The 23,222-nt window shown below is 70.8% G+C and carries 21 protein-coding genes; 6 read left to right on the plus strand and 15 right to left on the minus strand.

The features are described 5' to 3' along the window. Positions 1 to 75: 75 nt before the first annotated feature. The 11 genes from SCWH03_RS12175 to SCWH03_RS12225 all read right to left on the minus strand — a co-directional run bounded on the left by SCWH03_RS12175 (position 76) and on the right by SCWH03_RS12225 (position 12,284). The gene (locus SCWH03_RS12175) at positions 76 to 960 is read right to left on the minus strand and encodes an alpha/beta hydrolase (RefSeq protein WP_173264210.1); all 885 of its coding nucleotides are present in this window, start codon (positions 958 to 960) and stop codon (positions 76 to 78) included. A gap of 77 nt (positions 961 to 1,037) precedes the next feature. After that, entirely contained in the window at positions 1,038 to 2,255 is a 1,218-nt protein-coding gene (gene kynU, locus SCWH03_RS12180; RefSeq protein WP_173264211.1) for a kynureninase, read from the minus strand. 16 nt (positions 2,256 to 2,271) lie between these two features. Continuing rightward, complete coding sequence (locus SCWH03_RS12185) at positions 2,272 to 3,117, minus strand: tryptophan 2,3-dioxygenase (RefSeq protein ID WP_173264212.1); 846 nt, start codon at positions 3,115 to 3,117, stop codon at positions 2,272 to 2,274. 513 nt (positions 3,118 to 3,630) lie between these two features. Beyond that, entirely contained in the window at positions 3,631 to 4,044 is a 414-nt protein-coding gene (locus SCWH03_RS12190; RefSeq protein WP_173264213.1) for a DUF3151 domain-containing protein, read from the minus strand. A 238-nt stretch (positions 4,045 to 4,282) separates the two neighbouring features. Continuing rightward, complete coding sequence (locus tag SCWH03_RS12195) at positions 4,283 to 5,743, minus strand: MFS transporter (RefSeq protein ID WP_173264214.1); 1,461 nt, start codon at positions 5,741 to 5,743, stop codon at positions 4,283 to 4,285. 504 nt (positions 5,744 to 6,247) lie between these two features. After that, a complete protein-coding gene (locus tag SCWH03_RS12200; protein WP_254076706.1) occupies positions 6,248 to 7,411 on the minus strand; it encodes a MalY/PatB family protein in 1,164 nt (387 codons plus the stop codon). Positions 7,412 to 7,566: 155 nt separating this feature from the next. Next, a complete protein-coding gene (gene fbaA / locus SCWH03_RS12205) occupies positions 7,567 to 8,589 on the minus strand; it encodes a class II fructose-bisphosphate aldolase (RefSeq protein ID WP_173264215.1) in 1,023 nt (340 codons plus the stop codon). A gap of 177 nt (positions 8,590 to 8,766) precedes the next feature. After that, on the minus strand, positions 8,767 to 9,306 hold the full coding sequence (gene pyrE / locus SCWH03_RS12210; RefSeq protein WP_173264216.1) for an orotate phosphoribosyltransferase: 540 nt from the start codon (positions 9,304 to 9,306) through the stop codon (positions 8,767 to 8,769). 323 nt (positions 9,307 to 9,629) lie between these two features. Next, positions 9,630 to 10,430: an aldose epimerase family protein gene (locus tag SCWH03_RS12215; RefSeq protein WP_173264217.1), complete on the minus strand. Its 801-nt coding sequence runs from the start codon at positions 10,428 to 10,430 to the stop codon at positions 9,630 to 9,632. A 65-nt stretch (positions 10,431 to 10,495) separates the two neighbouring features. Continuing rightward, positions 10,496 to 11,494, minus strand: a complete 999-nt coding sequence (locus tag SCWH03_RS12220; RefSeq protein ID WP_173264218.1) for an SRPBCC family protein — start codon at positions 11,492 to 11,494, stop codon at positions 10,496 to 10,498. Between the two features lie 271 nt (positions 11,495 to 11,765). Further along, complete coding sequence (locus tag SCWH03_RS12225; RefSeq protein ID WP_173264219.1) at positions 11,766 to 12,284, minus strand: DUF2617 family protein; 519 nt, start codon at positions 12,282 to 12,284, stop codon at positions 11,766 to 11,768. A gap of 966 nt (positions 12,285 to 13,250) precedes the next feature. Here SCWH03_RS12225 and SCWH03_RS12230 point away from each other — a divergent pair. Then, positions 13,251 to 14,420 (plus strand): pyridoxal phosphate-dependent aminotransferase, encoded by a 1,170-nt coding sequence (locus SCWH03_RS12230; protein ID WP_173264220.1) that lies wholly within the window; start codon positions 13,251 to 13,253, stop codon positions 14,418 to 14,420. A gap of 347 nt (positions 14,421 to 14,767) precedes the next feature. Here the strand turns inward: SCWH03_RS12230 and SCWH03_RS12235 are convergent, their stop codons facing one another. Together SCWH03_RS12235 and SCWH03_RS12240 are read right to left on the minus strand one after the other, a co-directional pair. Continuing rightward, complete coding sequence (locus tag SCWH03_RS12235; protein WP_173264221.1) at positions 14,768 to 14,998, minus strand: hypothetical protein; 231 nt, start codon at positions 14,996 to 14,998, stop codon at positions 14,768 to 14,770. Between the two features lie 204 nt (positions 14,999 to 15,202). Then, positions 15,203 to 15,862 (minus strand): helix-turn-helix domain-containing protein, encoded by a 660-nt coding sequence (locus SCWH03_RS12240; RefSeq protein ID WP_173264222.1) that lies wholly within the window; start codon positions 15,860 to 15,862, stop codon positions 15,203 to 15,205. Positions 15,863 to 16,180: 318 nt separating this feature from the next. Here SCWH03_RS12240 and SCWH03_RS12245 point away from each other — a divergent pair, with 318 nt between their 5' ends. Genes SCWH03_RS12245 through SCWH03_RS12255 form a run of 3 tightly spaced genes read left to right on the plus strand, consistent with a single transcriptional unit; the run spans position 16,181 to position 20,153 of the window. Next, a complete protein-coding gene (locus SCWH03_RS12245; protein ID WP_123188666.1) occupies positions 16,181 to 16,858 on the plus strand; it encodes a KpnI family restriction enzyme N-terminal domain-containing protein in 678 nt (225 codons plus the stop codon). Positions 16,859 to 16,916: 58 nt separating this feature from the next. Beyond that, positions 16,917 to 18,332 (plus strand): transcriptional regulator, encoded by a 1,416-nt coding sequence (locus SCWH03_RS12250; RefSeq protein WP_173264223.1) that lies wholly within the window; start codon positions 16,917 to 16,919, stop codon positions 18,330 to 18,332. Beyond that, a complete protein-coding gene (locus tag SCWH03_RS12255) occupies positions 18,333 to 20,153 on the plus strand; it encodes a DEAD/DEAH box helicase (protein WP_173264224.1) in 1,821 nt (606 codons plus the stop codon). It abuts the gene before it with no gap. An 18-nt stretch (positions 20,154 to 20,171) separates the two neighbouring features. Here the strand turns inward: SCWH03_RS12255 and SCWH03_RS12260 are convergent, their stop codons facing one another. Next, complete coding sequence (locus tag SCWH03_RS12260; protein WP_173264225.1) at positions 20,172 to 20,360, minus strand: hypothetical protein; 189 nt, start codon at positions 20,358 to 20,360, stop codon at positions 20,172 to 20,174. Positions 20,361 to 20,430: 70 nt separating this feature from the next. On the opposite strand from SCWH03_RS12260, the gene SCWH03_RS12265 reads away from it, so the two are divergent. Together SCWH03_RS12265 and SCWH03_RS12270 are read left to right on the plus strand one after the other, a co-directional pair. Then, positions 20,431 to 21,384, plus strand: coding sequence for a NaeI family type II restriction endonuclease (locus SCWH03_RS12265; protein ID WP_254076707.1), 954 nt, complete (start codon positions 20,431 to 20,433; stop codon positions 21,382 to 21,384). Beyond that, the gene (locus SCWH03_RS12270) at positions 21,381 to 21,884 is read left to right on the plus strand and encodes a very short patch repair endonuclease (protein WP_173264226.1); all 504 of its coding nucleotides are present in this window, start codon (positions 21,381 to 21,383) and stop codon (positions 21,882 to 21,884) included. Before SCWH03_RS12265 ends, SCWH03_RS12270 begins: the two co-directional genes overlap by 4 nt. 16 nt (positions 21,885 to 21,900) lie before the next feature. On the opposite strand, the gene SCWH03_RS12275 is transcribed toward SCWH03_RS12270, so the two are convergent. Further along, positions 21,901 to 23,175: a DNA cytosine methyltransferase gene (locus tag SCWH03_RS12275; protein ID WP_173264227.1), complete on the minus strand. Its 1,275-nt coding sequence runs from the start codon at positions 23,173 to 23,175 to the stop codon at positions 21,901 to 21,903. Positions 23,176 to 23,222: the final 47 nt, after the last annotated feature.

The following is a 23,222-nucleotide window of genomic DNA, read 5'->3' on the forward strand; positions in this document are numbered from 1 at the left end:
CCGCCCGGGCGGCTGCGACCCCGGTCGGGTACGACCAGCGCCCCTGTTGTACGCCCCCCGGCCTGGCGGAGGCCGTCACCAGGCGAGCTGTGCGATCTCCTCCGCCACCACCGCGCAGGCGTCCGCCGACGGATCGATGAGCGGGAAGTGGCCGATGCCGCCGAGCAGGGTGAGCCCGACCGTCTCGCCCGCCTTCGCGGCCGCGTCGACGAAGGACTCGGCGACGGCCTGCGGCACCACGCTGTCCTCGCGCCCCTGGACGACGGCCGTGGCGATCCCGGTGGGCAGCAGCACGGCCGGGTCCGCGCACCCGGCGCGCGCCCCGGACTCCGCCCGCCCGCCGAGGAACTGGTGCACCGCGCCGCCGCAGACGTCCAGTTCGGCCGCCCGGCCGAGATCGGCGATCGGCGCCAGCGCGACGACCCCGCGCAGCTCCGGGGCGGTCGGCAGCCGCCAGGCCGCGCCCACCGGCAGCACGTGCCGGGCGGCCGCCCACAGGGCGAGGTGCCCGCCCGCGGAATGGCCGGTGAGGACCGTGCGCCGCGGGTCCGCCTGCGGCAGCTCCGCGCGGGTCAGGTCCGCCAGCGCGTCCATCGCGGCGGCGATGTCGTCGAACGTCTCCGGCCAGCGCCCGGCGACCGGCCCGCCGGCGCCCTCCTCGGCGCGTGGCTGGGGCAGCGACGGCCCCCTGCGGTACTCCACGTTCGCCACGGCGAAACCGCGCCGCGCCAGGAAGTCCGCGAACGGACTGATGTGCCGCCGGTCGTACGGTGCCCGCCACGCTCCTCCGTGCAGCACCACCACGAGCGGCGCCGGGTCCCGGCCGTCCCGCGGCGCGTAGAAGTCGACGACCTGGTCCGGGTGTTCCCCGTAGACCGCCGAGGCGTCCGGGGCGACGGCCGGATGCGACAGGGCCGAAGCCTCCTCGGCGGCGTCACGAGCGGCGGCGGGGTCCGGCATGCTGCTCCAACCTTTCGGTGAGGGGGCCGAGTCGGCCTGGCCAGCCGGGACGGTACCAGGCCGCCGGCCCCCGCCGGTCAGCCGCTCGGCGGGGCGTCCGCTCCGGCCAGTACGTCGGCGAGGACCCGTGCCGCGCGCTCGGTGTCCGCGAAGCCGACGTACAGCGGGGTGAAGCCGAACCGCAGCACATCCGGGCGGCGCAGGTCGCCGACCACCCCGCGGGCGATCAGCGCCTCCATGACCGAGGGTGCGTCGGGGCAGGCCAGCGCCACCTGGCTGCCCCGCTCGGCGTGCGCGGCCGGGGTGAGCGGGGTGAGTGCCCCCTCCGGCGCGTACGCCTCGACGCATTCGAGGAAGAAGTCGGTGAGGGCGAGGCTCTTGGCCCGTACCGCCTCCACCGCCACCCCGTCCCACACGTCGAGCGCCGCCTCCAGCGCCAGCATCGAGAGGATGTCGGGCGTACCGACCCGGCCGCGTGCCGCGCCCCCGGCCGGCCGGTAGTCGCGGGTCATCCCGAACGGGTCGGCGTGCGAGTTCCAGCCGGGCAGCGGCGAGTCGAAGCGGCCCTGGTGGCGCTCGGCGACGTACAGGTACGCGGGCGAACCGGGCCCGCCGTTGAGGTACTTGTACGTACAGCCGACCGCGAGGTCCACCCCGTGCTCGTCGAGGCCGACGGGCAGCGCGCCCGCGCTGTGGCAGAGGTCCCAGACGGCGAGTGCGCCCCGCGCGTGCAGCGCCGCCGTGATCCCCGGCAGGTCGTGCAGCCGGCCGGTGCGGTAGTCGACGTGGTTGACGAGCGCCGCCGCCGTGCGCGGCCCCACCGCGTCCGGTACGCCGGCGGGGTCGGCCACGACCAGCCGGTGGCCGGTCAGCCGCGCCGCCGACTCGGCGATGTAGCCGTCGGTGGGGAAGGTCGTGGCGTCGACCAGGATCTCGTCGCGGCCGTCCGGCGCCATCCGCACCGCCGCAACCAGGGCCTTGAAGACGTTCACGCTGGTGGAGTCGCCGACGACGAGCTGCCCCGGCCCGGCGCCGACGAGCGGGGCGATCCGCTCGCCGATCCGCTCCGGCGCCGTCCACCAGCCGCTCTCGTCCCAGGAGCGGATGCGCAGTTCGCCCCACTGCCTGTCGATGACGTCGGCCATCCGGTCCCGGACGTGCCGCGGCAGGGCGCCGAGGGAGTTCCCGTCCAGGTAGACCGTGTCGTCGTCGAGCGCGAACAGCTTCCGCCGCCCGGCCAGTTCGTCCGCCGCGTCCAGTTCCGCGGCCCGCTCGCCCAGTCTCTTCTCAGACATGGCTGCGCGTCTCTTCTCAGACATGGCTGCGCGCCGTCCACAGCTCGGGGAAGACGTTCTTGGCCGCCCGCTTCTCCAGCCAGGCGACGCCGGCGGAGCCACCGGTGCCGGCCTTGGCACCCATGGCGCGCCGGGTGGCGACGAGGTGGTCGTTGCGCCAGCGCCACACCAGTTCGCCGACATCGGTCAGCGCCTCGCCGAGGCGGACGAGCTCGGCGTCCTGGTCCTCGTTCGCGTAGACCTCCGCCCACACCCGTTCGACCTCGGGCGACGGCTCGTAGCGCTGCGACGGGTCGCGGTCGACGACGGACGGCGGAACCGGCAGCCCGCGGCGGGCGAGCAGGCGGAGCACCTCGTCGTAGAGGCTCGGCTCGTGCAGGGCCTTCTCCAGCTCGGCGTGGACACGCGGGGCGCCGCGGTGCGGGACCAGCATGGACGCCGACTTCTCACCGAGCAGGAACTCCATCCGCCGGTACATCGCCGACTGGAAGCCGGAGCCCTCGCCGAGGGCGTCGCGGTAGGAGTTGAACTGCACGGGGGTGAGCTGGGCGAGCGGCCGCCAGGAGGCGTTCAGCGCGTCCAGCTCCCGCACGGAGCGCTTCAGCGCGTCCATCGCGACGGGAACGGCATCGCGGCGCAGGGCCCGGGAGGCGGTCTCCCACTCGTGGACGATGACGGTGAACCACAGCTCCATCACCTGGGTGGTCACCAGGAACACCATCTCCCCGGGATCCTCGGAGAGGGGCTTCTGGAGATGGGTGAGGACATCGGCCTTGACGTAGTCCTCGTACGGGGTCGTGCCCGCGAAGTCGAGGTTCGGGGTGACCGAACCCGCTCCGGAGGCATCGGGAAAGTGCGACATTCGCCGTCTCCTGACACATATGTCCGGGTAGCGGTCCGCTCCTTCCGTTGCTGGTCTCGGAGCCCCGGTCCCCTCGCGCATCATAAGCACGGGCCCTGCCGGTAACGCGAGGGGCGGGAGCCCTGTCGGGGCACCCGCCCGCTCGGCCCCGTCCCGGTCCGGGCGCCCGCCCCGTGCCGGGGCGGGGGCTCCCGGCCCCTCGGGGGTGTCCGGTGCGGCACCGCCCGCTCCCCGCGCGCGGTGTACCGCTTCGCACGGCTCCGCTTCGCACGGCTCCGGTGCACGACGGTCCGCCGCGCGGCGGTCCGGCTCACCGCGGTCCACTCACCGCGGTCCGGCTCACCGCGGACCGGGTCGCGGGCGGCGGCGTCCTCGCTCTGCCGCGTCCGGACCGGGCGTCCGCGGCGGCACCGCGCCCGGACCGGCGGGGGACGGACCGGCGACGACGGCGGGGCCGTCACAGCGGGTCGATCGCATCCGGACCGGCGGCGGGGACGGACGCTCGCGTCGTCGTCAGCCGAGGGTGTCGGCCGCCGTCCCGGACGAGTCGCGGAGGAACGCGCTGCAGCGGTCGTACTCCTCCTGCTCGCCGATCGCCTGCGCGGCGCGGGCGAGGGCATGCAGGGCACGCAGGAAGCCGCGATTGGGCTCGTGCTCCCACGGCACCGGTCCGTGCCCCTTCCATCCGCTGCGGCGCAGCGCGTCCAGACCCCGGTGGTAGCCCGTGCGCGCGTACGCGTACGACTCGACGACCCGTCCGGCCTCGAAGGCGTCGTCGGCGAGCTGGGCCCAGGCAAGCGAGGAGGTCGGGTACTTCGCGGCGACATCGGCGGGAGCCGTGCCGGTCGCGAGCATCTCGCGCGGCTCGGGGTCGTCGGGCAGATGGGTGGGGGGCGGTCCCCCCAGCAGGTTCTCGTGGATGGCCATGGGTTCAGTGTCACAGGTCGCCGGCGGATCCGCGGAGCCGGTACCGGTGCGCTGGCAGAGTCGGGCAACCGACGGAGCCGTCGGCGCCCTGCCGGGGGCAACCAGGCCCGATCCGCGGAGCCTTCGCCCACGGGGTCCTGCCAGGGCGGGGCTTCGTCGCCCCCCGGGTTGTGGCGTGGTGCGCGCCCTCAGCCAGGGCGCCCGACCTGGGGCACGCCCGACCTGGGGCGCGCCCGCACTAGGGCGCGCCCGGCTGCCCGGTCCGCCCCGGTCCCCGCCGCGGTTCCAGCGGCGGCGCGCCGACGCCGCAGTGCACCCTGCACGTGGCGGGACACCGCCAGTCCTCAGGCCGCCGGACCATCGCCCAGGCCAGTACCGCGCCCGCCACCAGGATCGCCGCGCACAGCGGCATCGCCCGGGCGAAGGCCGCGGCGAACTGCCCGGGCATCCGGTACGCCTCCGGCCCCATCCCGGTGAGCATCGGCAGCGCGGCCACCGCGAGCAGCCCCGCCGCACGGGCCGCCGCGTTGTTGACCCCACTGGCGATCCCGGCCCGCCCGGTGTCCACGGACGCCAGCACGGTCGCGGTCAGCGGAGCGACCAAGGTCACCATGCCCAGGCCGAGCACCAGCAGCGCGGGCAGCACATCGGCGGCGTACGAGGCGTCGGCGCCGACCCGGAGCATCAGCAGCATCCCGGCCGCGCTCAGCAGCGGTCCCACCGTGAGCGGGATGCGCGGGCCGATCCGCTCGCCCAGCTGCCCGGACCGCGCGGAGAGCAGAAGCATCAGCACGGTGGTGGGCAGCAGGGCGGTTCCTGCGGCCAGGGCCGAGTAGCCGGAGACGACCTGGAGTTGCAGCGCCGTGAGGAAGAAGAAGCCGCTGAAACCCGCGTACACGCACACCGTCACCAGATTGACCGCGGTGAACAGCCGGGACCGGAAGATCGACAGCGGCAGCATGGGACTCTTCCGGCGCCGCTCCAGCCGGATGAACGCGGCACCCGTCAGAACCCCGGCGACGCCGCTCCACCACGCGCCGTCGATCAGCGCGTAGGTGACCAGTGCGAGGCTCAGCGCCCCCAGCGCCGCGCCCAGCACGTCGAACCGGCCGTGCGCCGCGGGGTCGCGCGACTCGGGCACATGGCGCAGCGCGACGGGCACGCAGAGCGCGGCCAGCGGCACGTTCAGCAGGAAGATCCACCGCCAGCCGGGGCCGTCGACCAGCCAGCCGCCGAGGAACGGCCCGGCCGCCGCGCCGACCCCGCCGAAGCCGGACCACAGCCCGACGGCCCTGGCCCGGTCCTCCGGGTGGAAGCTCGCCTGGATCAGCGCGAGCGACCCCGGGGTGAGCAGTGCCCCGCCGACGCCCTGCAGCGCGCGGGCGGCGATCAGGACCTCGGCGTTCGGTGCCAGTCCGCAGGCCAGCGACGCGACAGCGAACCACAGCACACCGGCGGCGAAGACCCGCCGGCGCCCGTAGCGGTCCCCCAGTGCACCGCCCAGCAGGATCAGCCCGGCGAGGGTCACCATGTAGGCGTTGACGGTCCACTGCAGCTGGGCGAGGTCGGCGTCGAGGTCCTCACCGATGTGGGGGAGGGCGACATTGACGACCGTGGAGTCGAGCAGGGCCATGCTGGACCCGAGGACGGTCGTCAGGACGGTCCAGCGCCCGGTGGCCGACGCGAGCCTGATGTCCATGGGGCGAATCATTCCGCCCCCGCACTCCCGTGGCGAGCCGGCCGCGGTCATCGCCATGCGTCCGGGGCGTGGCAGGGGAGCCGTGCCGCCCCGTCTCACTCGCCCCCCGCAGCCCCGCGCGAGGACCGCCCGCGGAATCCTTCCGGGATCCCGGGCCCGGGATCCCGGAAGGCGGGGGCCCGAGGGAGGCACCCGGACGTCGAGGGCCCGGGCGTCTCCCCCGGGGCGCGCTCCCGGCCCCGGGACGCCGCGCCCCGGCTCGGCCCGGTAGCCACCGGGTACGCCCCGGCGTCGGACCGGACCGGCACCGGCCCCGGTCCAACCGCCCCACCCGGCACGGTCTCCCTTCACCCGCGCTACCGCGCTACCCCATCCACCCGGCCCGCCCGGCCCACCGCGGCAGGGTCCCGCACGGCCCGGCCACCACACGGGGCCGCACAGGGCCGCACGGGGCCGCACAGGGCCGGGCGAGGGGGAACGGTCGAGGCGGGGCCCGGGCGCCTTCTAGGCCAGCCTGGTCAGGGCCCGCACCAGCGCATCGGCGCCCGCCTCCGCCTTGGAACGTGGGCAGCCCAGATTGAGCCGGACGAAGCCTTCCGCCCCGTACACCGTTCCCGGCATGATCGCGACGCGTTCCCGCTCGACCAGCTCCCGCTGGAGCGCCTCGTCCTGCACCCCGAGCTCCCGCAGGTCGATCCACGCCAGATAGCCGGCCTGCGGCGGCGTCCAGCCGAGGATCGGGAAGGCCGACCGCAGCCGCTCCTCCAGCATCGCCAGATTCCCCGCCACATAGCCGCGAGCGGCGTCCAGCCAGGCGGCACCGTGCCGGTACGCGGCGATGTGCGCGGTGAGCGAGAGCACGGCCGGGGAGCCGAGGCCCTCTCCCGTCTCCATCCGCCGGATGAACGCCGCACGCTCCCCGGGGTCGCCGATGATGCCGTACGAACCGTTCAGGGCGGGGAAGTTGAACGCCTTCGACGCCGAGGTGACCACGGCCCACCTCCCCCCGTCGTCCGCGAAGCGGGTCCACGGCAGATGCTGGTGCCCGTCGTGCACGAAGTCCGCATGGATCTCGTCCGAGATCACTGCGGCCCCGTGCTCCGCCGCCAGCCGGGCGAAACCCTTCAGCTCGGCCTCGGTCCACACCCGTCCGGTGGGGTTGTGCGGCGAGCAGAGGATCAGCACCTTCGCGTCGGTCCTGGCGAGTTCCCGCTCCAGGCCTGCGTCGTCGCCCATCGCGACGGGCCGGAGCCGCCGGCCGAGGCCCGTCACCGTTCTGTGGAAGCCGTCATACGTGGGTGCGTGCACGACGATCCCGTCCCCCGGCCGCGTCCACATCTGCAGCAGCTGCGAGATCTGGCTGAGCACCGAGGGCGCGTAGACGATCCGCTCCGGATCGAGGGCGGTGGCGTACCGCCGGGCGTGCCAGTCGCACACGGCCTCGGTGAACGGTCCGAGGCGCCAGTCGGTGTACCCGAACACCCCGTGTGCGATGCGCTCGCGCAGCGCGTCCAGCACCGGCGGCGGTGAGGTGAAGTCCATGTCGGAGATGGTGAACGGCAGCAGTCCCGCTCTGCCGAACCGGTCGGCCGTGCCGTCCCACTGCACGCTGGCAGTATCACGCCGGTCGACGGGGGTGTCGAAGTCGTACGGGGTCTGGTGCGGCATCGTCTGGTCCCTCCCGACAATCTTTCCCGGCAGTTCTTCCCGATGCTCCTTCACAACACTTCACGACGGCCCTTGCCGATGCTCCTGCACGACGGTCCTTACCGGCAGGACGGAGTCCGGTGCCGGGCCTCGCACCGGACTCCGTCCCGTACCGCCTACTTCATCTTGCTGCCCGCGGCGCGCAGCACCTGGCAGGCCTCGAGGACGCGCTTGGACATGCCGGCCTCGGCGGCCTTGCCCCAGGTGCGCGGGTCGTAGGTCTTCTTGGAGCCGACCTCGCCGTCGACCTTCAGCACGCCGTCGTAGTTCCGCAGCATATGGTCCGCGACGGGGCGGGTGAAGGCGTACTGGGTGTCGGTGTCGAGGTTCATCTTGACGACGCCGTTCTCCAGCGCGACCGCGATCTCCTCGGCCGTGGAGCCGGAGCCGCCGTGGAACACGAAGTCGAACGGCTCGGACTTGCCGTACTTGGCCGCGACACCCTCCTGGAGGTCCTTGAGCAGCTCGGGGCGGAGCACGACATTGCCCGGCTTGTAGACGCCGTGGACGTTGCCGAAGGACGCGGCGAGCAGGTAGCGGCCCTTGTCGCCGAGACCCAGCGCCTCGGCGGTGCGGATGGCGTCCTCGGCGGTGGTGTAGAGCTCGTCGTTGATCTCGTGCGAGACGCCGTCCTCCTCTCCGCCGGTCGGGGTGATCTCGACCTCGAGGATGATCTTGGCGGCGGCCGCGCGGGCCAGCAGCTCCTGGGCGACGGACAGGTTGTCGGCGAGGGTCTCGGCGGAGCCGTCCCACATATGCGACTGGAAGAGGGGGTTGCGGCCCTGGGCGACACGCTGCTCGGAGACGGCCAGCAACGGGCGGACATAGCCGTCCAGCTTGTCCTTGGGGCAGTGGTCGGTGTGCAGGGCGATGTTGACCGGGTACTTGGCGGCCACGATGTGCGCGAACTCGGCGAGGGCGACGGCGCCGGTCACCATGTCCTTGTCGTACTGGCCACCCAGGTATTCCGCGCCACCGGTGGAGATCTGGACGATGCCGTCGCTCTCGGCCTCCGCGAAACCGCGCAGCGCGGCATGCAGAGTCTGGGACGAGGTGACGTTGATGGCCGGGTAGGCGAACCTGCCTGCCTTCGCCCGGTCGAGCATCTCGTTGTAGACCTCGGGGGTTGCGATGGGCATCTGTCCGCTCCTTGTGATGTGCGGTGTGCGTTGCTTGGCACCCTGACCTGGGGGCGACGTCATCGTCGCACCTATCCTCCCAGACGCCCATGGTGGCTCCGGGGACGAGGGGCGCGAGGTTTCACGTGAAACACCCACGCCCTTACGGAAAGCGCAGGTCAGATCGGGCCGTCCGGATCAGGCGAGACCGAGGTCCGACAGTTCGAATCCGGTCAGATAGGGCAGCCCCGCCTCGGCGATCGCCCCGGCGGCACCCCGGTCCACGATCGTCGCCACGGCGACGACCTCGCCCCCGGCCTCACGCACGGCCTCGACGGCGGTGAGCGGCGAACCGCCGGTCGTGGAGGTGTCCTCGACCACCAGGCAGCGACGGCCCTTGACGTCCGCGCCCTCGATACGCCGCTGCATCCCGTGCGTCTTCTGGGCCTTCCGCACGACAAAGGCGTCCAGACGCCCGCCACGGGCGGCCATGACGTGCAGCATCGCGGACGCGACGGGGTCGGCGCCCAGCGTCAGACCGCCGACGCAGTCGAATTCCAGGTTCCTGGTCAGATCCAGCATGACCTGGCCGACCATAGGCGCCGCCTCACCGTCCAGCGTGATCCGGCGAAGGTCGATGTAGTAGTCGGCCTCACGCCCCGAGGAGAGGGTCACCCTGCCGTGCACCACGGCCTTGTCCTTGATCTGCTGGAGCAGCTCAGCACGTACGTCAGTCATGGTCACGAGCTTAGGGCGTGCGACGGGAGTCCCGCCCGGCCGGGAACGTCCGGCATGTGCCCCCGCCCCCGGCAACCACGGGAGGCGGCCCCGCGCGGTAACCGGTGTACGAGAGCGGCCCCGCGCGGTACCGGTGCACCAGAGCGGGCCCGCGCGGCGCTGCCCGCCGCGCTGCCTCCCGGCCCCGAGGCGCTGCCCTCCGGGCCCCGGACCCGGACCGGACGCCCGACGGGATCACGCCCGACGGGATCACGCCATACGGGGGTGGCCTCCGAAGCCGCCCCGCCGCTACCGGCCGGCCGGGCCGGGTGAGCGGGGCGCCCCTACGCGGGGCGACGCCACGACCAGGTCGTCGAGATCTCGAGCGGATCGATCGGAGTGACCAGGCGCGGGTGGGTGTTCAGGCCGTTCGGGGGGCCGGACTGCGGCTCGACGCAGATCGCCTCCTCCTGCTCGTCGTAGACGACGACCCACTCGGTGCGGCTCTTCACCGTCAGCTCCAGGCGCTCCGGCCAGGTGAGGGTGACGTCGACGCCGTCCTCCATGCCGAAGCAGTCGTCCCACGGTCCTGGCATCGGGCCGATCCGCCGTCCGGTGGGCAGGTAGTCGGGGCCCCGCTCCTCCTGCCAGTCGGGGACGAAGTCGAGCCGGGCGCCCTTGCCGTCGGGAAAGGCATGGCGCAGGAACCACGGGTGCCAGCCCGCCTGCGCGGGGAAGGAGTCGTCGTACGTCTCGACGCCGAGCTGGAGTGTCAGCGAGTCCTCGTTCAGTGCGAACGTCTGGGTGACGAGCCCGGTGTACGGCCAGGGTTCGCCGAGTTCGCAGGTGAAGACGGCCTCGGCGCGGCCGGTGCGGGCGGTGCGCCACGCGGTGTCCCGGCCGGTGCCGTGGATGGCGTGCGGCGGGTCGTTGACGGGCAACCGGTGCTCCACCCCGCCGCTGCGGAAGCGGCCGTTCCCCGTGCGGCCGCACCAGGGAACCATCGGGAAGCAGCCGTACCGCTCCCCCTGCCGCAGCAGCTCGGTACCCGCGACACGGAAGCTGCTGATCCGGCAGCCGTTGCCCGGAGTGACCGTCAACTCGGCGTCGCCGGCGATGAGCCGGATGTTCTCTTCGCTACTCACACCCCGACCCTACTGTCGGGCAGCCCGGCGCGCCCCGCTCGTATAGGCCGCTCGATGACCGGCGGCTACCGGCGGCGACGCAGTGCCCGTGCGACGACCACAGCGGTGGCGATGGCGAGCGCGGCGGCGGGGGCGGCCCAGCGCAGGGCGCCGCCGGCCGCTGCGGACCGGGGTGCGGGGACGGGGGCGTACCGGCCGCGCGGCGGCGCGTGGTCCACCTCCTCGGCGCTGCGACCGATCATGGTCCGGCGGGCGTGCGCCGCCTCGGCGGGCGGTTCGCCGTCCTCGCCGAACACCTCGTCGGCCAACGGGTCCAGTGCCGACGGAGGCACATCGACCTCGAACAGGGGCGCGCCCTGGTCCTCGTCGCCGTCCGCCGGGCCCTCGTGCATGCCGTTCGCACCGGCTGCCGGCGCCGGGGGGCCGGTACCCGAGGCGGAAGGCGGCTCCTGCCCGGCCGCGGCGTCCGACCGCCCGGGAGCGCCGCCGGAGCCGGCCGGAGCGGCACCCCGATCGCTCGGGCCGCTCTCGCCCCCGCGGCCCCCGCCGTCCGGGGCTTCCCCGCCCCCGCCCCCCGGCGGTTCCTCGCCGTCGCCGCCGTCCGCCCCGCGCTCCTCGTCCGCCCCGCGCTCCTCGTCCGCCGCGGCGGCGGCCAGAGCAGCGGCGAACCGGTCGAGCAGGCGGGCGGCGGACTGCTCTGCCGCGCCGGGAGCAGCCTCGGCGAGGCGGCCGTCCGCATGCGCCGTCCCGGTGAAGGCGAGCGTGGTACCGCCCTCGGCCTCGGTGAGCAGGGCGGTCAGCGCCACCGTGACCGAGCCGTGGCCCCGGACCTCCGCTCCCTCCCCCTCGGCCCTGAAGCCGCCGTCCCGTTCGGTGACGCGAAGCGCGCCCCGGTAGGTGATCGTGTGACCGCCCACCCGGACCTTCAGCCGGCCCGCGAGTGGGCCCGCCGCCGCGTCGGCGTCCCGCTGGAGGCCCGGGACGCACCGGGCGACCCGCGCGGGGTCGGCCAGAGTCCGCCGAAGCCTGTCTGCCGGTACCGGAACGAACACCTGATGCTCCATGGAAGCCGAGCCTACTCAGCGTCGGCCCGGCGGGAGCCCTTCCGCGCGACACCCGCACGCCTCACAGCGCTCACTCGGCGTACCGCGGGCGCAGCAGCGTCGACAGCGGCACGAGCCAGCCCGCGTCCGGCCGGACGGGCGGCGGCCGCAACCCGCCCCGCGCCGATGCCGACACAGACTGGCCCATCACGACATCACGCTACGTCACACATCCCTCCAAAAGTGTCACCCACACGAGTGCGACTGCCCCGAAATGCCGTGCTGGCGGCGGTCAGCGCGGCAGGGGCGGTCGCGCGCCGACCTGGGTGCGGGTCACGACCAACTGGCCCTCCTGGGGGTACGCGTGCCAGGTCCGCCAGCACGTCTGGCCGTCGACCTGCTGCGCCACCATCGCCGTGAAGGCGTGCGGCGAGCCGGGGAACGTGCCGGCCAGCCCGTGCGGATGGTCCGCCACCAGCGCCAGCAGCTCCTGCGCCCGCACCGCGAACGAGCGCTCGGACAGCGTCTCCACCCGCGCCGCGAACTCGTACTCCCAGCCCCCGAGGCGCCGCGCCACGCCCAGCGGCAGCGGCGTGCTGCGGCCGGGCATGCACGCCACCGTCTCGGAGCAGATGCCGGGCTCCCCTTCGAGCAGCACCTGGTGAGAGGCGCCCAGAAGTCTCAACTGAAGTCTGGAACCCACCAGTTCCAGATCGAGCGCGGCGAGCGCGGGCAGCGGCTCCCGATCCAGCGCCCAGGCCAGATCGGCCGCGCGGGTGTCGGTGTAGGAGGTCTTCAGGGTCGTGAGCATGGGTCGGCTCCGCAATACACGCGTGACGGGTGGACCGGGGCGCCCCGGGGGCAGCACAGGGAGGTGGGGGATCTGCCGACTCGGGTCCGCAGACGGTCCGAGGGCTGGATGTTCTCAACAGCGAGGGAATCATGAAGTGCACGGCGCCCACAGCGCTTTTACCCAACTTGACGTGCATTACATCCCCTGGGGGGCCCTACGGTTCACCTGTTCAAGGTAAACCTGCCGGGCACGTGCACAACCACGGCGGATAAGTGCATCAGGCGTCAACAGGCTTGCGCCCGGCGGATGTTCGATCCGCTCGGGCGCCGCCCCGGCCTCCGCGGCCGGCCGCCGGGCTCAGCCGCCGGGCACAGGCCCGTCAACTGCCGCCGTACGCACGGCCATCAGCCACCACCGCAGCCACCACCACCGCAGCCGCCGCCACCACCGCCGCCACCTCCGCAGCCGCCGCCACTGCCGGCACTGCCGCTGGCGCTGGCACCGCCATCGCCACCGCGGGAGGAAGCACCGGACGACGCACCACCAGACCGCGAACCACCGGACGGCGAACCACCGGACGGCGAACCACCAGACGAAGGACCGACCCCGTCACCGGCCCACCAACTGGTGCCGCCTCCGCCGCGGCGCGGACGGCCCCCGCGCCTGCCACCGGCCCTCGCCACCACGATCCCGATGGCCACGGCGACCGCTAACCCGATCGCAATTTTGATCACTGACCTCACCTGCCTTCATCCCCCGAAGCAAGGCCGTCTCCGGCTGCCCTGGGTATGCCCGGCGCCTTCCCGGTCCAAAGCGGACTTGAGCGAGTCCAGAGGTTCCGCGCGCCCTCTCGGCGAAGACCGGGGTGCCCCGGGAGCCGGAGGAGCAGGGCCTCAGCCTGCCGGCCCCCCGCGGGATGGGGATCCGATGAGTCAGGATGGGGTGTGCACACTCATCGGGTACCCGAGTGAGAACGGTGGAGAGATGAACACCAGGCCGCTGCTGAACCGCAGGCTGGACGGGCTCGGGACGACGATCTTCGCGGAGATGTCGGCCCTGGCGACCGCGACGGGCGCGATCAACCTGGGGCAGGGCTTCCCGGACACGGACGGCCCGGAGTCCGTACGTGAGGCCGCTGTACGAGCGCTGCGCGACGGCCGCGGCAATCAGTATCCGCCAGGCCCGGGTGTCCCGGAGCTGCGCCAGGCGATCGCCGACCACCAGCACCGCTTCTACGACCTGACCCTCGACCCTGACACGGAGATCCTGGTCACCGCGGGCGCGACGGAGGCGATCGCGGCGGCCATGCTCGCGCTGCTGGAGCCCGGCGACGAGGTGATCGCCTTCGAGCCCTTCTACGACTCCTACGCCGCCTGCATCGCCATGGCCGGCGCGAAGCGCGTCCCGCTCACCCTGCGCGCCCCATCCTTCCGCCCGGACCTCGACGAGCTGCGCTCCAAGATCACCCCGCGCACTCGCCTCCTGCTCCTCAATACCCCGCACAACCCCACCGGAATGGTCCTCACCGCCGACGAACAACGCGCCATCGCCGCACTCGCCGTCGAGCACGACCTGCTCGTGGTCACCGACGAGGTGTACGAGCACCTGGTCTTCAACGGCACCGCCCACGTCCCGATCGCCACGCTCCCCGGCATGCGCGAGCGCACCGTCTCCATCTCCTCCGCCGGCAAGACCTTCTCCTTCACCGGATGGAAGGTCGGCTGGGCTATGGCGGACGCCCCGCTCATCGCCGCTGTCCGCACCGCCAAGCAGTACCTGACGTACGTCAGCGCGGGCCCCTTCCAGTACGCCGTCGCCGAAGCTCTCCGCCTCCCCGACTCGTACTTCGACGGCTTCCGTGCCGACCTGCAGCGCAAGCGCGACCTGCTCGGCGACGGCCTGCGGGCGGTCGGCTTCGAGGTCTACCAGCCGGAGGGCACCTACTTCATCACCACCGACATCACCCCCTTCGGCGAGAAGGACGCCTACGCCTTCTGTCGCACCCTCCCCGAACGCTGCGGCGTCGTCGCCATCCCCAACTCCGTCTTCTACGACGACCCCGACGCCGGCCGCACCCAGGTCCGCTTCACCTTCTGCAAGAGGAACGACGTTCTCGACGAGGCTGCCAGTCGGCTGCAACACCTGGCGTCCTGAACTCACGCCCTCTTCGTCCCGAATGAGGTCCGGGCGGGATCGTGACCAGTGCGTATGGCGTTTGTGCAGGTCACGGCGTTGGAGTGACCGGGTGTCGCATGGTCCTGCGGGGGCTCGGGGAGCGGGTCGGCTCCCCGGGGGGCGCAGGCGGCGGTCAGGGTGCTGAGCTGTGCACTGCGAGGTCGGCCGGTACGGGTGTGCCGGCCGTCAGCCAGCAGTGTGCGGCACCCGCCGACATGCGCTGGTGCCGCACACTGCCTGATCGTTCAGCTTGCCGCCGTTAGCGCGGCCGGTCGGTCAGTGCCTGCTCCCCCCGGGGCAGGGACGGGCCGTGAGCAGCGAGTACTTCAATGGTTGAGGTACCGAGTGGCCGCGATCTGGATGAGGATGCCGCCGCCGGCGAAGGCGGCCCCCTTGAGGATCTGGATCACCAGCGTCCAGCGGAGGAAGCGGATCCGGCGACGCGTCTTCTCCCACAGGGGGCCAACGCGTTCCGGACCTCCGGTGGCAGCGCGGAGCCGCAGGCAGGCAGCCTTGATCTTCCTGGCCAGTCGGGCCGGAAGGGCCTTACTATTCAAGATGGAACTCCTGGTTGGTCATCGATCTAACGGGCGTTTCGGCAGGGGAGGTCTCGGTCGCGGTTTGCCGACCCTTCAGGCCGAGCCTTCCCTGCACTGCCGGGGGTGCGCGGCAGCCGTTAAGGGGGCGGGGCCCCTCGCACCTGTCGCTGGACACGTGTTTTCCCTGTTCCTGATTTGAGTGAGAGTCGACCATTCAAAATGCTAGCGGAGTCCGCCGAGGGCGATTGCAATTTCCGTTGAGTCCCTCCCGGATGATTCAGCAGAACGGATCAGAACCTCCATTTCGGCCTTCATTCCTGCGCGCGCAAGGATGTCGGCATATACGCCGATATCCCCTTCGCTCAGTGCCGCCCCCAGGCCCAGCAGATGAGCCACGCGGTCAGCCTCGGCCATCGCCGCCAGGTGCGCCGGTAAATTCGAGTTCGTCGGCGCCGCGCTGTTGCGCCGGTCCCCCTTGTCAGCGGAGGTGCTGCAGGAACTGTTGCGCCGGTCCCTCTCGACCCCCGCCTCGTCGCAGGTGCACCTGCCCGCGCATCGACGGCAGGTCGACTTCCGCGCGGCCTGGAGGAGTGGCTTGAGTGCTGCGAACTCGCGGGCCAGTACGGCGGCATCTCCACCGTCTGCCACTCCCTCGGCCGCCAACCCGGACATCTCTTCGATAACTGCCGTACGCGGAAGCCGCCGTCCGTTGAGCCAGTGGGAGAGGAGCGGCGGCGAGACGTGCAGTGCCTTCGCCTTCTGCGCCATCGTGTCGCCGGGGCGGACATGGTGGATGAGGAGCTTGAGGGTTTTGGCGAACGCCTGAACCTCTTGCGTGGCCTCGGGCGCACAGGTGGTGCTAATCGATCCAAGTGACGGCATGCCAAACGAACCCTTCCGCTCGCTCGAGATTGCCTAGGGGGAACCGGTGATCACCGGAAGCCTAGCCACTCCCCGGCTCGGCGGTGCACAGTTCCGCGCTTTTTCCTGACTACTTTTCGGGGGTGGTTTGCCACCTTCAATGCCGACAAATAGCCCTAAAACGGATCTTTACGGACGCCTTCTCTTTCCCCGCCTGTGTAAAGATCGCTAATCGCTGGAATGAGGATGTGGGGCCGTGCTACTAATGAATGTCCGCAGCCCGCTGCCCACCAGCCACCCGGGCCATCCCGCAGGGAGGCCCCCGCGAATGGAGATGTCATGCCGTCCTGGCAGGATGCCGGCCTCGGAACGATGAAGCGCGTGGCCCTGTGGTTGGTCTCCGTGGTCGGCGAAGGCAATACCTTCACCAAGGAGGACCTGCGTGCAGCCTTCCCCGGGGTGTCCCAGGTCGACCGCCGCATGCGGGACCTCCGGGATTTCGGTTGGCGTATCGACACCAACAGGGAAGACGAGGAGCTGGACCCCCACGAGCAGCGCTTCGTGAAGCCCGGCGACCCTGTCTGGGAGCCAGGTCGCGCGACCCGCAAGTCAGGAACGATCGCGATCGGTGCAGCGCGCCGACGCGAGGTGCTGGCTAGGGACGGGAACATGTGCCGCTCCTGCGGCATCACCCCTGGCGAGATCTACGCCGGCACCTATGAGGCAGCCCAGCTCGACATCGCCCGTAGGGAAGTGGTGAAGCCGGACGGCACCAAGGCCACGGAATTGGTCACCGAGTGCAAGCGGTGCCGGGTGGGAGGCAGGGAGCTCGCAGTGGATCTGGGCACGGTGCTCAAGGCAGCCGCCGTCCTCGACTCAGCCGAGCGCAGCGTACTGTCCGGCTGGGTGGCGGCCGACCGGCGGGAGTTCAGCCTCCTGGAGCAGATCTGGAGCGACTACCGCTCTCTGCCTGAGGAGTCGCGGGCGCAGCTCCGGGCGGAGCTGGGACTCGGCTGAGCAGCCCTGCTGCACAGAACAACCTCGTAAGAACGCGAACGGAAGCAGGAGCAAGTACATGGCCAAAGGCTACGGTCTGCCGCCGGGTGCCGAGGAGAACCGCGCCCTTGTGCGGTCCCGGTTGGAGGAGATCGCGGCCGGCGGCGGTCCCCGCGAGACCTTCACTGTCGAGTGGCGGGGCGGGCCGGAGCATCTGGAAGTCATCCAGGTGCCAGTGGGCAGCCTCTACTACAACCCGGCAACCCACCGCATCCGCGCACAGGCCGGCCACGACCCGAAGCAGGCGGAAGCGCTCGCGGACGACCCCTGGAGCAGTGACAGCCAGGCGTACTTGGACCGACTTCTGCAGGTGCTGCCGGCAGACCCCGCCCGGACTGATCCTGAGTTCGACGAACTGATGGCGAGCCTGAAGGAGTACGGCCAGACTGATCCCGGGTTGATCACTCACGAAGGCATCCTCGTCAACGGCAATACCCGGCGCGCTGCTCTGATGCAGCTTTTCGGCCCCAACCACGCCATGCGTGTAGCCGTACTGCCGCCTTCCTGCGACTGGCAGGACATCGCTGCGATCGAACTGTCGCTCCAGCTGCGCAAGGAGCACCGGCGGGACTACTCCTACATCAACCGGTTGCTCGCGGTTCAGGAGCTAGTGGATCAAGGCACGCCCCTCGCTGTCATCGCCGCTACCTTCCGCACGACCGCGGAGCGCTGCCGACAGGACCAGTGGGTGCTCGCCCGCATCGAGTCGCTCATCGAGCGAAGCAAGACGGCCGACGAGCAGCTGTCTTTGGTCGCTTTCGAGGACCAGGCGGAGAAGTTCCGCGAACTGCACCGCGCATACGCCAAGCAGTACGCGGTCAACCCGGAGAAGGCGGAGCTCCTGCTGGAGAACCGGCTGGCGGCCATGCTCCTGGGCTTCGCCAAGACCGATGTCCGGTTCATCGACCACGACTTCCGCGACCGCTACCTCTCCAAGACGCTGCCGGACAGCGAAGCCCCAGCTGAAGCTTCGGCGGGGGTGGCCATCCCCGGTTTGGGTCGGGCTGTGAAGGGTCCGTCTGCCTCCCTTGGTGCAGCCAAGGCATTGACAGACGCCGTCCTGCACGCGCGAGCTGTCAGCCGGCCAGGCAGCGCGGCTCCGCCGGAGGCTGCGGCTGAGGCAGAGAAGGAGGTCGTGCGGCTGCGCGTGGCGATGGATCAGGCCATCAGCGATGCCGGCCGCGACGCGCGTATCAAGAAGCGCAAGCAGGCAGCACCTGCCCGCCTTGCCGATGCCGGCCGCGACATCGAGCAATGCGTTACGGACCTGGTCATGTCCCGCGCGCAGCGAAGCCTGGATGAGGAGTCGTTCGACGACGCCGTCACTGATCTACGGCAGAAACTGGAGAAGCTCGCTATCGAGACCAGGCGCACTGTGCAGCACCCAGGAGACGGCGTGACCTGGCTCCTCGAGACGTTCGGGAAGGCGCGCTAAGTGGCCGACGGACCCAGTCTGACGATCGGCTTCGACATCACTCGCACGCAGGCAGCGCTGCGGACTGTGCCCGAGTACCGTGGTGCGCTGGGGCAGTTGATCGCCAGCTTCCCCAGCGGCCGGATGACCGACAGGCTCTCGGCAGCTGTCCCCATCGATAGCTTCCTCGCCAGTATCAGCGCGCTCGGGGCCTGGGCACGACCGGACAGCGTTGTATGGGAGGAAGACTTCCGTCTCCTTGTCACCGAGATGCTCGACACGGCGGACACGGCGGAGAGGCTCCTCAGCGGCTCGCCCGACGAGGACACCGTCGAGCCGGAGTCGGTCCCGGCCCTGCTGAGCGACGACTGGATCGGCCCTCTTACCCCTTTCCAGCTCCGCGACATAGCCCGCCTTCTCTCGGTCCGCCACGGAGCCAACTTCAGTGTGCCCGGCGCCGGCAAGACCCGCGTCTCCCTCGCCGTCTTCTCTGCACTCCGCCAGCGCGGAGCCGTAACCCGCATGCTTGTGGTGAGCCCGAAGTCCGCCTACGAAGCATGGCAATGGGAGCCGGAGCAGTGCTTCGCCACCGGGCTCGACGTGCAGGTGCTCGGCAAGACGGTCCCGGCCTCAGCAGACATCCTCCTCGTCAATTACGAGCGTCTGGACCGGGCCCTCGCTGGGCTGTCCCAGTGGCTGGAGGCGGCCCCAGCGATGCTCGTCCTCGATGAGGCCCACCGAATGAAGCTCGGCGGGGCCGGGGTTTACGGTGCCGCCTGCATGGCACTGGGCCCCCTCAGCCGTGTCCGGATGATCCTCAGCGGCACTCCTGCACCCAATGGCGCCAAGGACCTGGAGAACCTTCTCTCCTTCGTCTGGCCGGGGCACGGGCGGCGCGTGGTCACTCAAGCTGTCGACGGCGGCGACCTCGCCCATGCCAGCCGAGTACTGCGCCCCCTGTATACGCGGACGACCAAAGAGGAGCTCGGACTGCCTCCCATGGAGACGCGGGTGCGCCGAATCCCGATGCCGCCGCTTCACCGCGAGATCTACGACGCTCTGGTGGGGAAGCTCTCAGCCAGGGCGGCGGCCGACCGAACCGACTTCGAATCGCTCGGCAAGACAGCGCTGCGCCTGCTGATGGCCGCCACCAGCCCGGCTCTGCTCGTGGCGGGCTCAACGCGTTACGAGCCGCTGTACTTCCGCGTCCCACCGCTGGAGGTGGCCGAGGGGGATCCGCTCTCCATGCTCCTCCGCCGACTCCCCGACTACGAGCTGCCGCCCAAGTACCAGGAAACCCTATCCATCGTGTCCGCCAATGCTGAGGCCGGACGCAAGACTCTGATCTGGACGAGCTTCGTCCGCAGTATCACTTCGCTCCAAGCACTGCTGGCGCCGTTCCAGCCAGCGGCTGTGCACGGGGGGACCCCCGACCGGGAAGCTGAGTTGCGCCGCTTCCGGAAGGATCCGGACTGCAGCGTCCTCATCTCCAATCCGGCGACCCTCGGCGAGGGCATCAGCCTCCACCAGGTGTGCCATGACGCGGTCTATGTGGACCGTGATTTCCAGGCCGGCCAGTTCCTGCAGAGCCTCGACCGCATTCACCGCCTCGGCCTCGCGCTGGACACGGAGACGCGGGTCACGGTCCTTACGGCCGAAGGTACGGTCGACGAGGTGGTAGCCGTTCGGTTGGCGCAGAAACTGGACTTCATGGGGCGGATCCTCGACGACCCGGAGGTGCAGCAGCTGGGCGATCCGGAAGAGGAAGTCCCGCTGGCCGCAGGAATGGACGCCGCGGACGTGCGAGCACTCCTGGAGCATCTCGGGGCGGGAGCCGTCTAGCGCCAGCAGAACTGCGACTCACAGAGTTCCGTCTCGCAGCAGCGCCTCGACGGCGTCCGCCTCCCGCTGCAGCACAATGCGCCCGCCCCCGTCGCTGAAGGCGAGGATGCGGCCGCCCGTATCCAGGCCCGCCTCCGCCAGGAGCCCAAGCGGCAGGGACACACGGCCCTCGTCATCGATCTGCAGTTCAGCTGGTTCGCGTATCACAGCTGAAGTCTGCCAGTGTCCTCGTCGGACCGGGCTGCCCTGCCGTCCGGAGCCCGGATAGAGTCCTGCCGTGGACGGCGAAGCGATGAGCACGCAGGCAGCCCTGTGGCCTGTTGACGAACCAGGCGATCCGGAACTGGATGTCGTTGCGCAGCAGATTCTCGCTGCCGACCCGCACGGCAGGAGGACCGCAGGGGCGATCCGGCGGAGCATCGACATGCTGCTGGATGGCCAGCACACCGGTCGCTTCCGGTGGGACCAGCTGTACAAGACCGAGAAGGCCCACTTGGGCACGCTGATCGAGATCAACATGCAGCGCGAGTTCGGCTTCGCCGACGGCCTCAGCATGGACTACTCGATCGCCGGCACCGACGTCGACTGCAAGTACTCGCAGACGCTCGGCGGGTGGATGGTCCCGCCAGAGGCCCTCGTTCACCTGCTGCTTGTCGTCTGGGCCAGCGATGAAGAGTCCAGATGGTCCGCCGGCCTCGTGCGCGCCCTGCCTGAGAGGCTGAACAACGGCGGCAACCGGGACGCCAAGAAGACACTGAACGCCGCAGGGCGGGCCGCAGTGCGGTGGCTGTTCCACCGGGCTCCTCTCCAGGAGAACATGCTGCTGCGGCTCTCCGAGGCTGATATCAAGGCGATCTTCTCCCACAGGAGCGGCCAACGCAGGGTGGATGATCTCTTCGTGAGAGCTCAGGGCCGCCGGATCAGCCGCACTGTCGTCGCTACAGTGGCGATGCAGGAGGACTACATGAAACGCGTCCGCTACAACGGCGGATCGCGCTCAAGGCTCCAACCCCGGGGCATCGTTATCCTGGGCCATTACTCCAGCCACGGCCGGATTGCCGAAGCGCTCGGCCTGCCCGTACCTGGTCCCGGTGAGTCGGTGAGCGCCCGGCTTGCGGCTGCCGGTCTCCGCCACGGGGACGCACCGAGAGTAGAACTGGGCGGGCAGGAATGGGTTGTCGCGAGGCCGGATGACCCAGAGGAAGCCGTCCCCAAACTGCCGGAGACATGAGCGAGCAAGCGCAACCAGAGCAACAGGCCGGGCAGTGGGCACGGCCCGAAGGTTCCTGGGCCTCCTCGGCCGCGAACCGGCGGAGCATGCTCGGCAACCGGAACCGCGACACCGCACCCGAGCTGCTCCTCCGCTCGCTCGTCCACGCCGCTGGACTGCGCTACCGGGTGGCGGCCAAGCCGCTTCCGAAGATGCGCCGCACGGCTGACATGGTCTTCCGCCCAGTGAAGGTGGCCGTCTTCATCGACGGCTGCTTCTGGCACGGCTGCCCAGAGCACTTCGTGATGCCCAAGACGAACCGGCCGTACTGGGAAGACAAGATCGGCCGGAATACCAAGCGCGACCGGGACACGGACAACCGCCTCGCGGAGGCGGGCTGGCTGGTGCTCCGCTTCTGGGAGCACCTCGAGCCACAGGCGTGTGCCAGGACCGTCATCGAGGCAGTGACCGCCCGGCGGCAGGAGGCCGCAGCCACGAAGCGTGACCGGAAGGCCCCCTGACCGCCCGCGGCGGCTGTCAGCTGATCTTCGCCTGGTTCAGGGAGAAGAGTTCATGCCTCTGATGGCCCTCTTGGCCGACGAAAGCTTTGAACTCGCCGAGCCTGTAGCTGAGGGCTCCGCTGGAGCGCTTCACCCTGTGGATCACGAAGTCGTGCTCGAGGTGGGCAATGTGCCGTTCGACTTCCGGCTCTGACATGTGCTGCCCGGTCTTCTCCAACCGGCTGATGATCTGGTCGACCCCGATGGGACGCTCCACCCCCCGAAGCAGCTTGTAGACGGGGTCGTGGACTACCTCTGTTGTCTCTACCAGCTCGGTGCGGGGCCCTTCCTGCCGCAGCGCCCGTGCGATGGACCGGCCCACCGCCTCGGCGACAGGCGGCGGAAAGGCGTTGCCTACCTGCCGGTACGTACTGGTCTTCCGGCCCTCGAACACCCACTCGTCCTCGGGCTTCCAGCCCTGGATCCGGGCCACCATCTCCACGGTCAGTTTCGGTCCTGGCTTGCCTTGAGCCGGCTTCCAGCCAGGCTCTGGGGCCTGATCGCTGACACCGAGAGCGTCCACCCCCAGCTTCGCCCAAGCAGCCTTGGCGCGCGTAGGTCCTAGGTCGGCCCCACCGTGCTTCTTCGACCCTCCGACGATGGTGGGGGCGATGTCGTTGGCCTTCTCAGCCCAGCTTCTAGCGCCCTCCCAGCCTCTAGCGGCCATCAGGTCGCAAAGGGCTTCGCCCACTGTGGGCCGCTTGGCCGCCAGCGGTTCAGGCCATGTGAAGTACTCAGCGTATTCAGGGCGTAGCGCTACGAGCACGAAACGGGGGCGCAGCTGCGGCACTCCGAAGTCGGCTGCGTGGAGGAGCTTCCACTGAGCGACGTAGCCAGCGCTCTGCAGGGTGTCGAGGACGTTCTGCCGATAGGCCGCGAAGCGATTGGCGCTGAGCCCCCGGACGTTCTCCAGTAGGAGCGCCTTGGGCTTGGCCCTCTCAGCCAGGCGCACGGCCCAGGCGAAAAGATCGCGCTCGTCGGTTGCCCCCAACTGCTTACCGGCGATGGTGAAGGGCGGGCACGGCACTCCGCCGGCGATCAGATCCATCCCGCTGAACTTCTCGGGCTTCCAGACCTCCGGATCAGCCACATCGCCTTGCCGGACATCCCAGTCTGGCCGATTCTTGCGCAGTGTGGCGACGGCGTGCATGTCGAGCTCAACGGCCAGGGCGTGCCCGAATCCGGCGCGCTCCAACCCGAGGGCCTGGCCGCCCGCCCCTGCGCAAATCTCGACAGCCTGCAGATCCGTCATTCATCCTCCATACGTGCGCACCGCCCGCCGAGCGCTTGGCTGCACTC

It is taken from the genome of Streptomyces pacificus, assembly GCF_011766325.1.
Classification (GTDB): Bacteria; Actinomycetota; Actinomycetes; order Streptomycetales; family Streptomycetaceae; genus Streptomyces; species Streptomyces pacificus.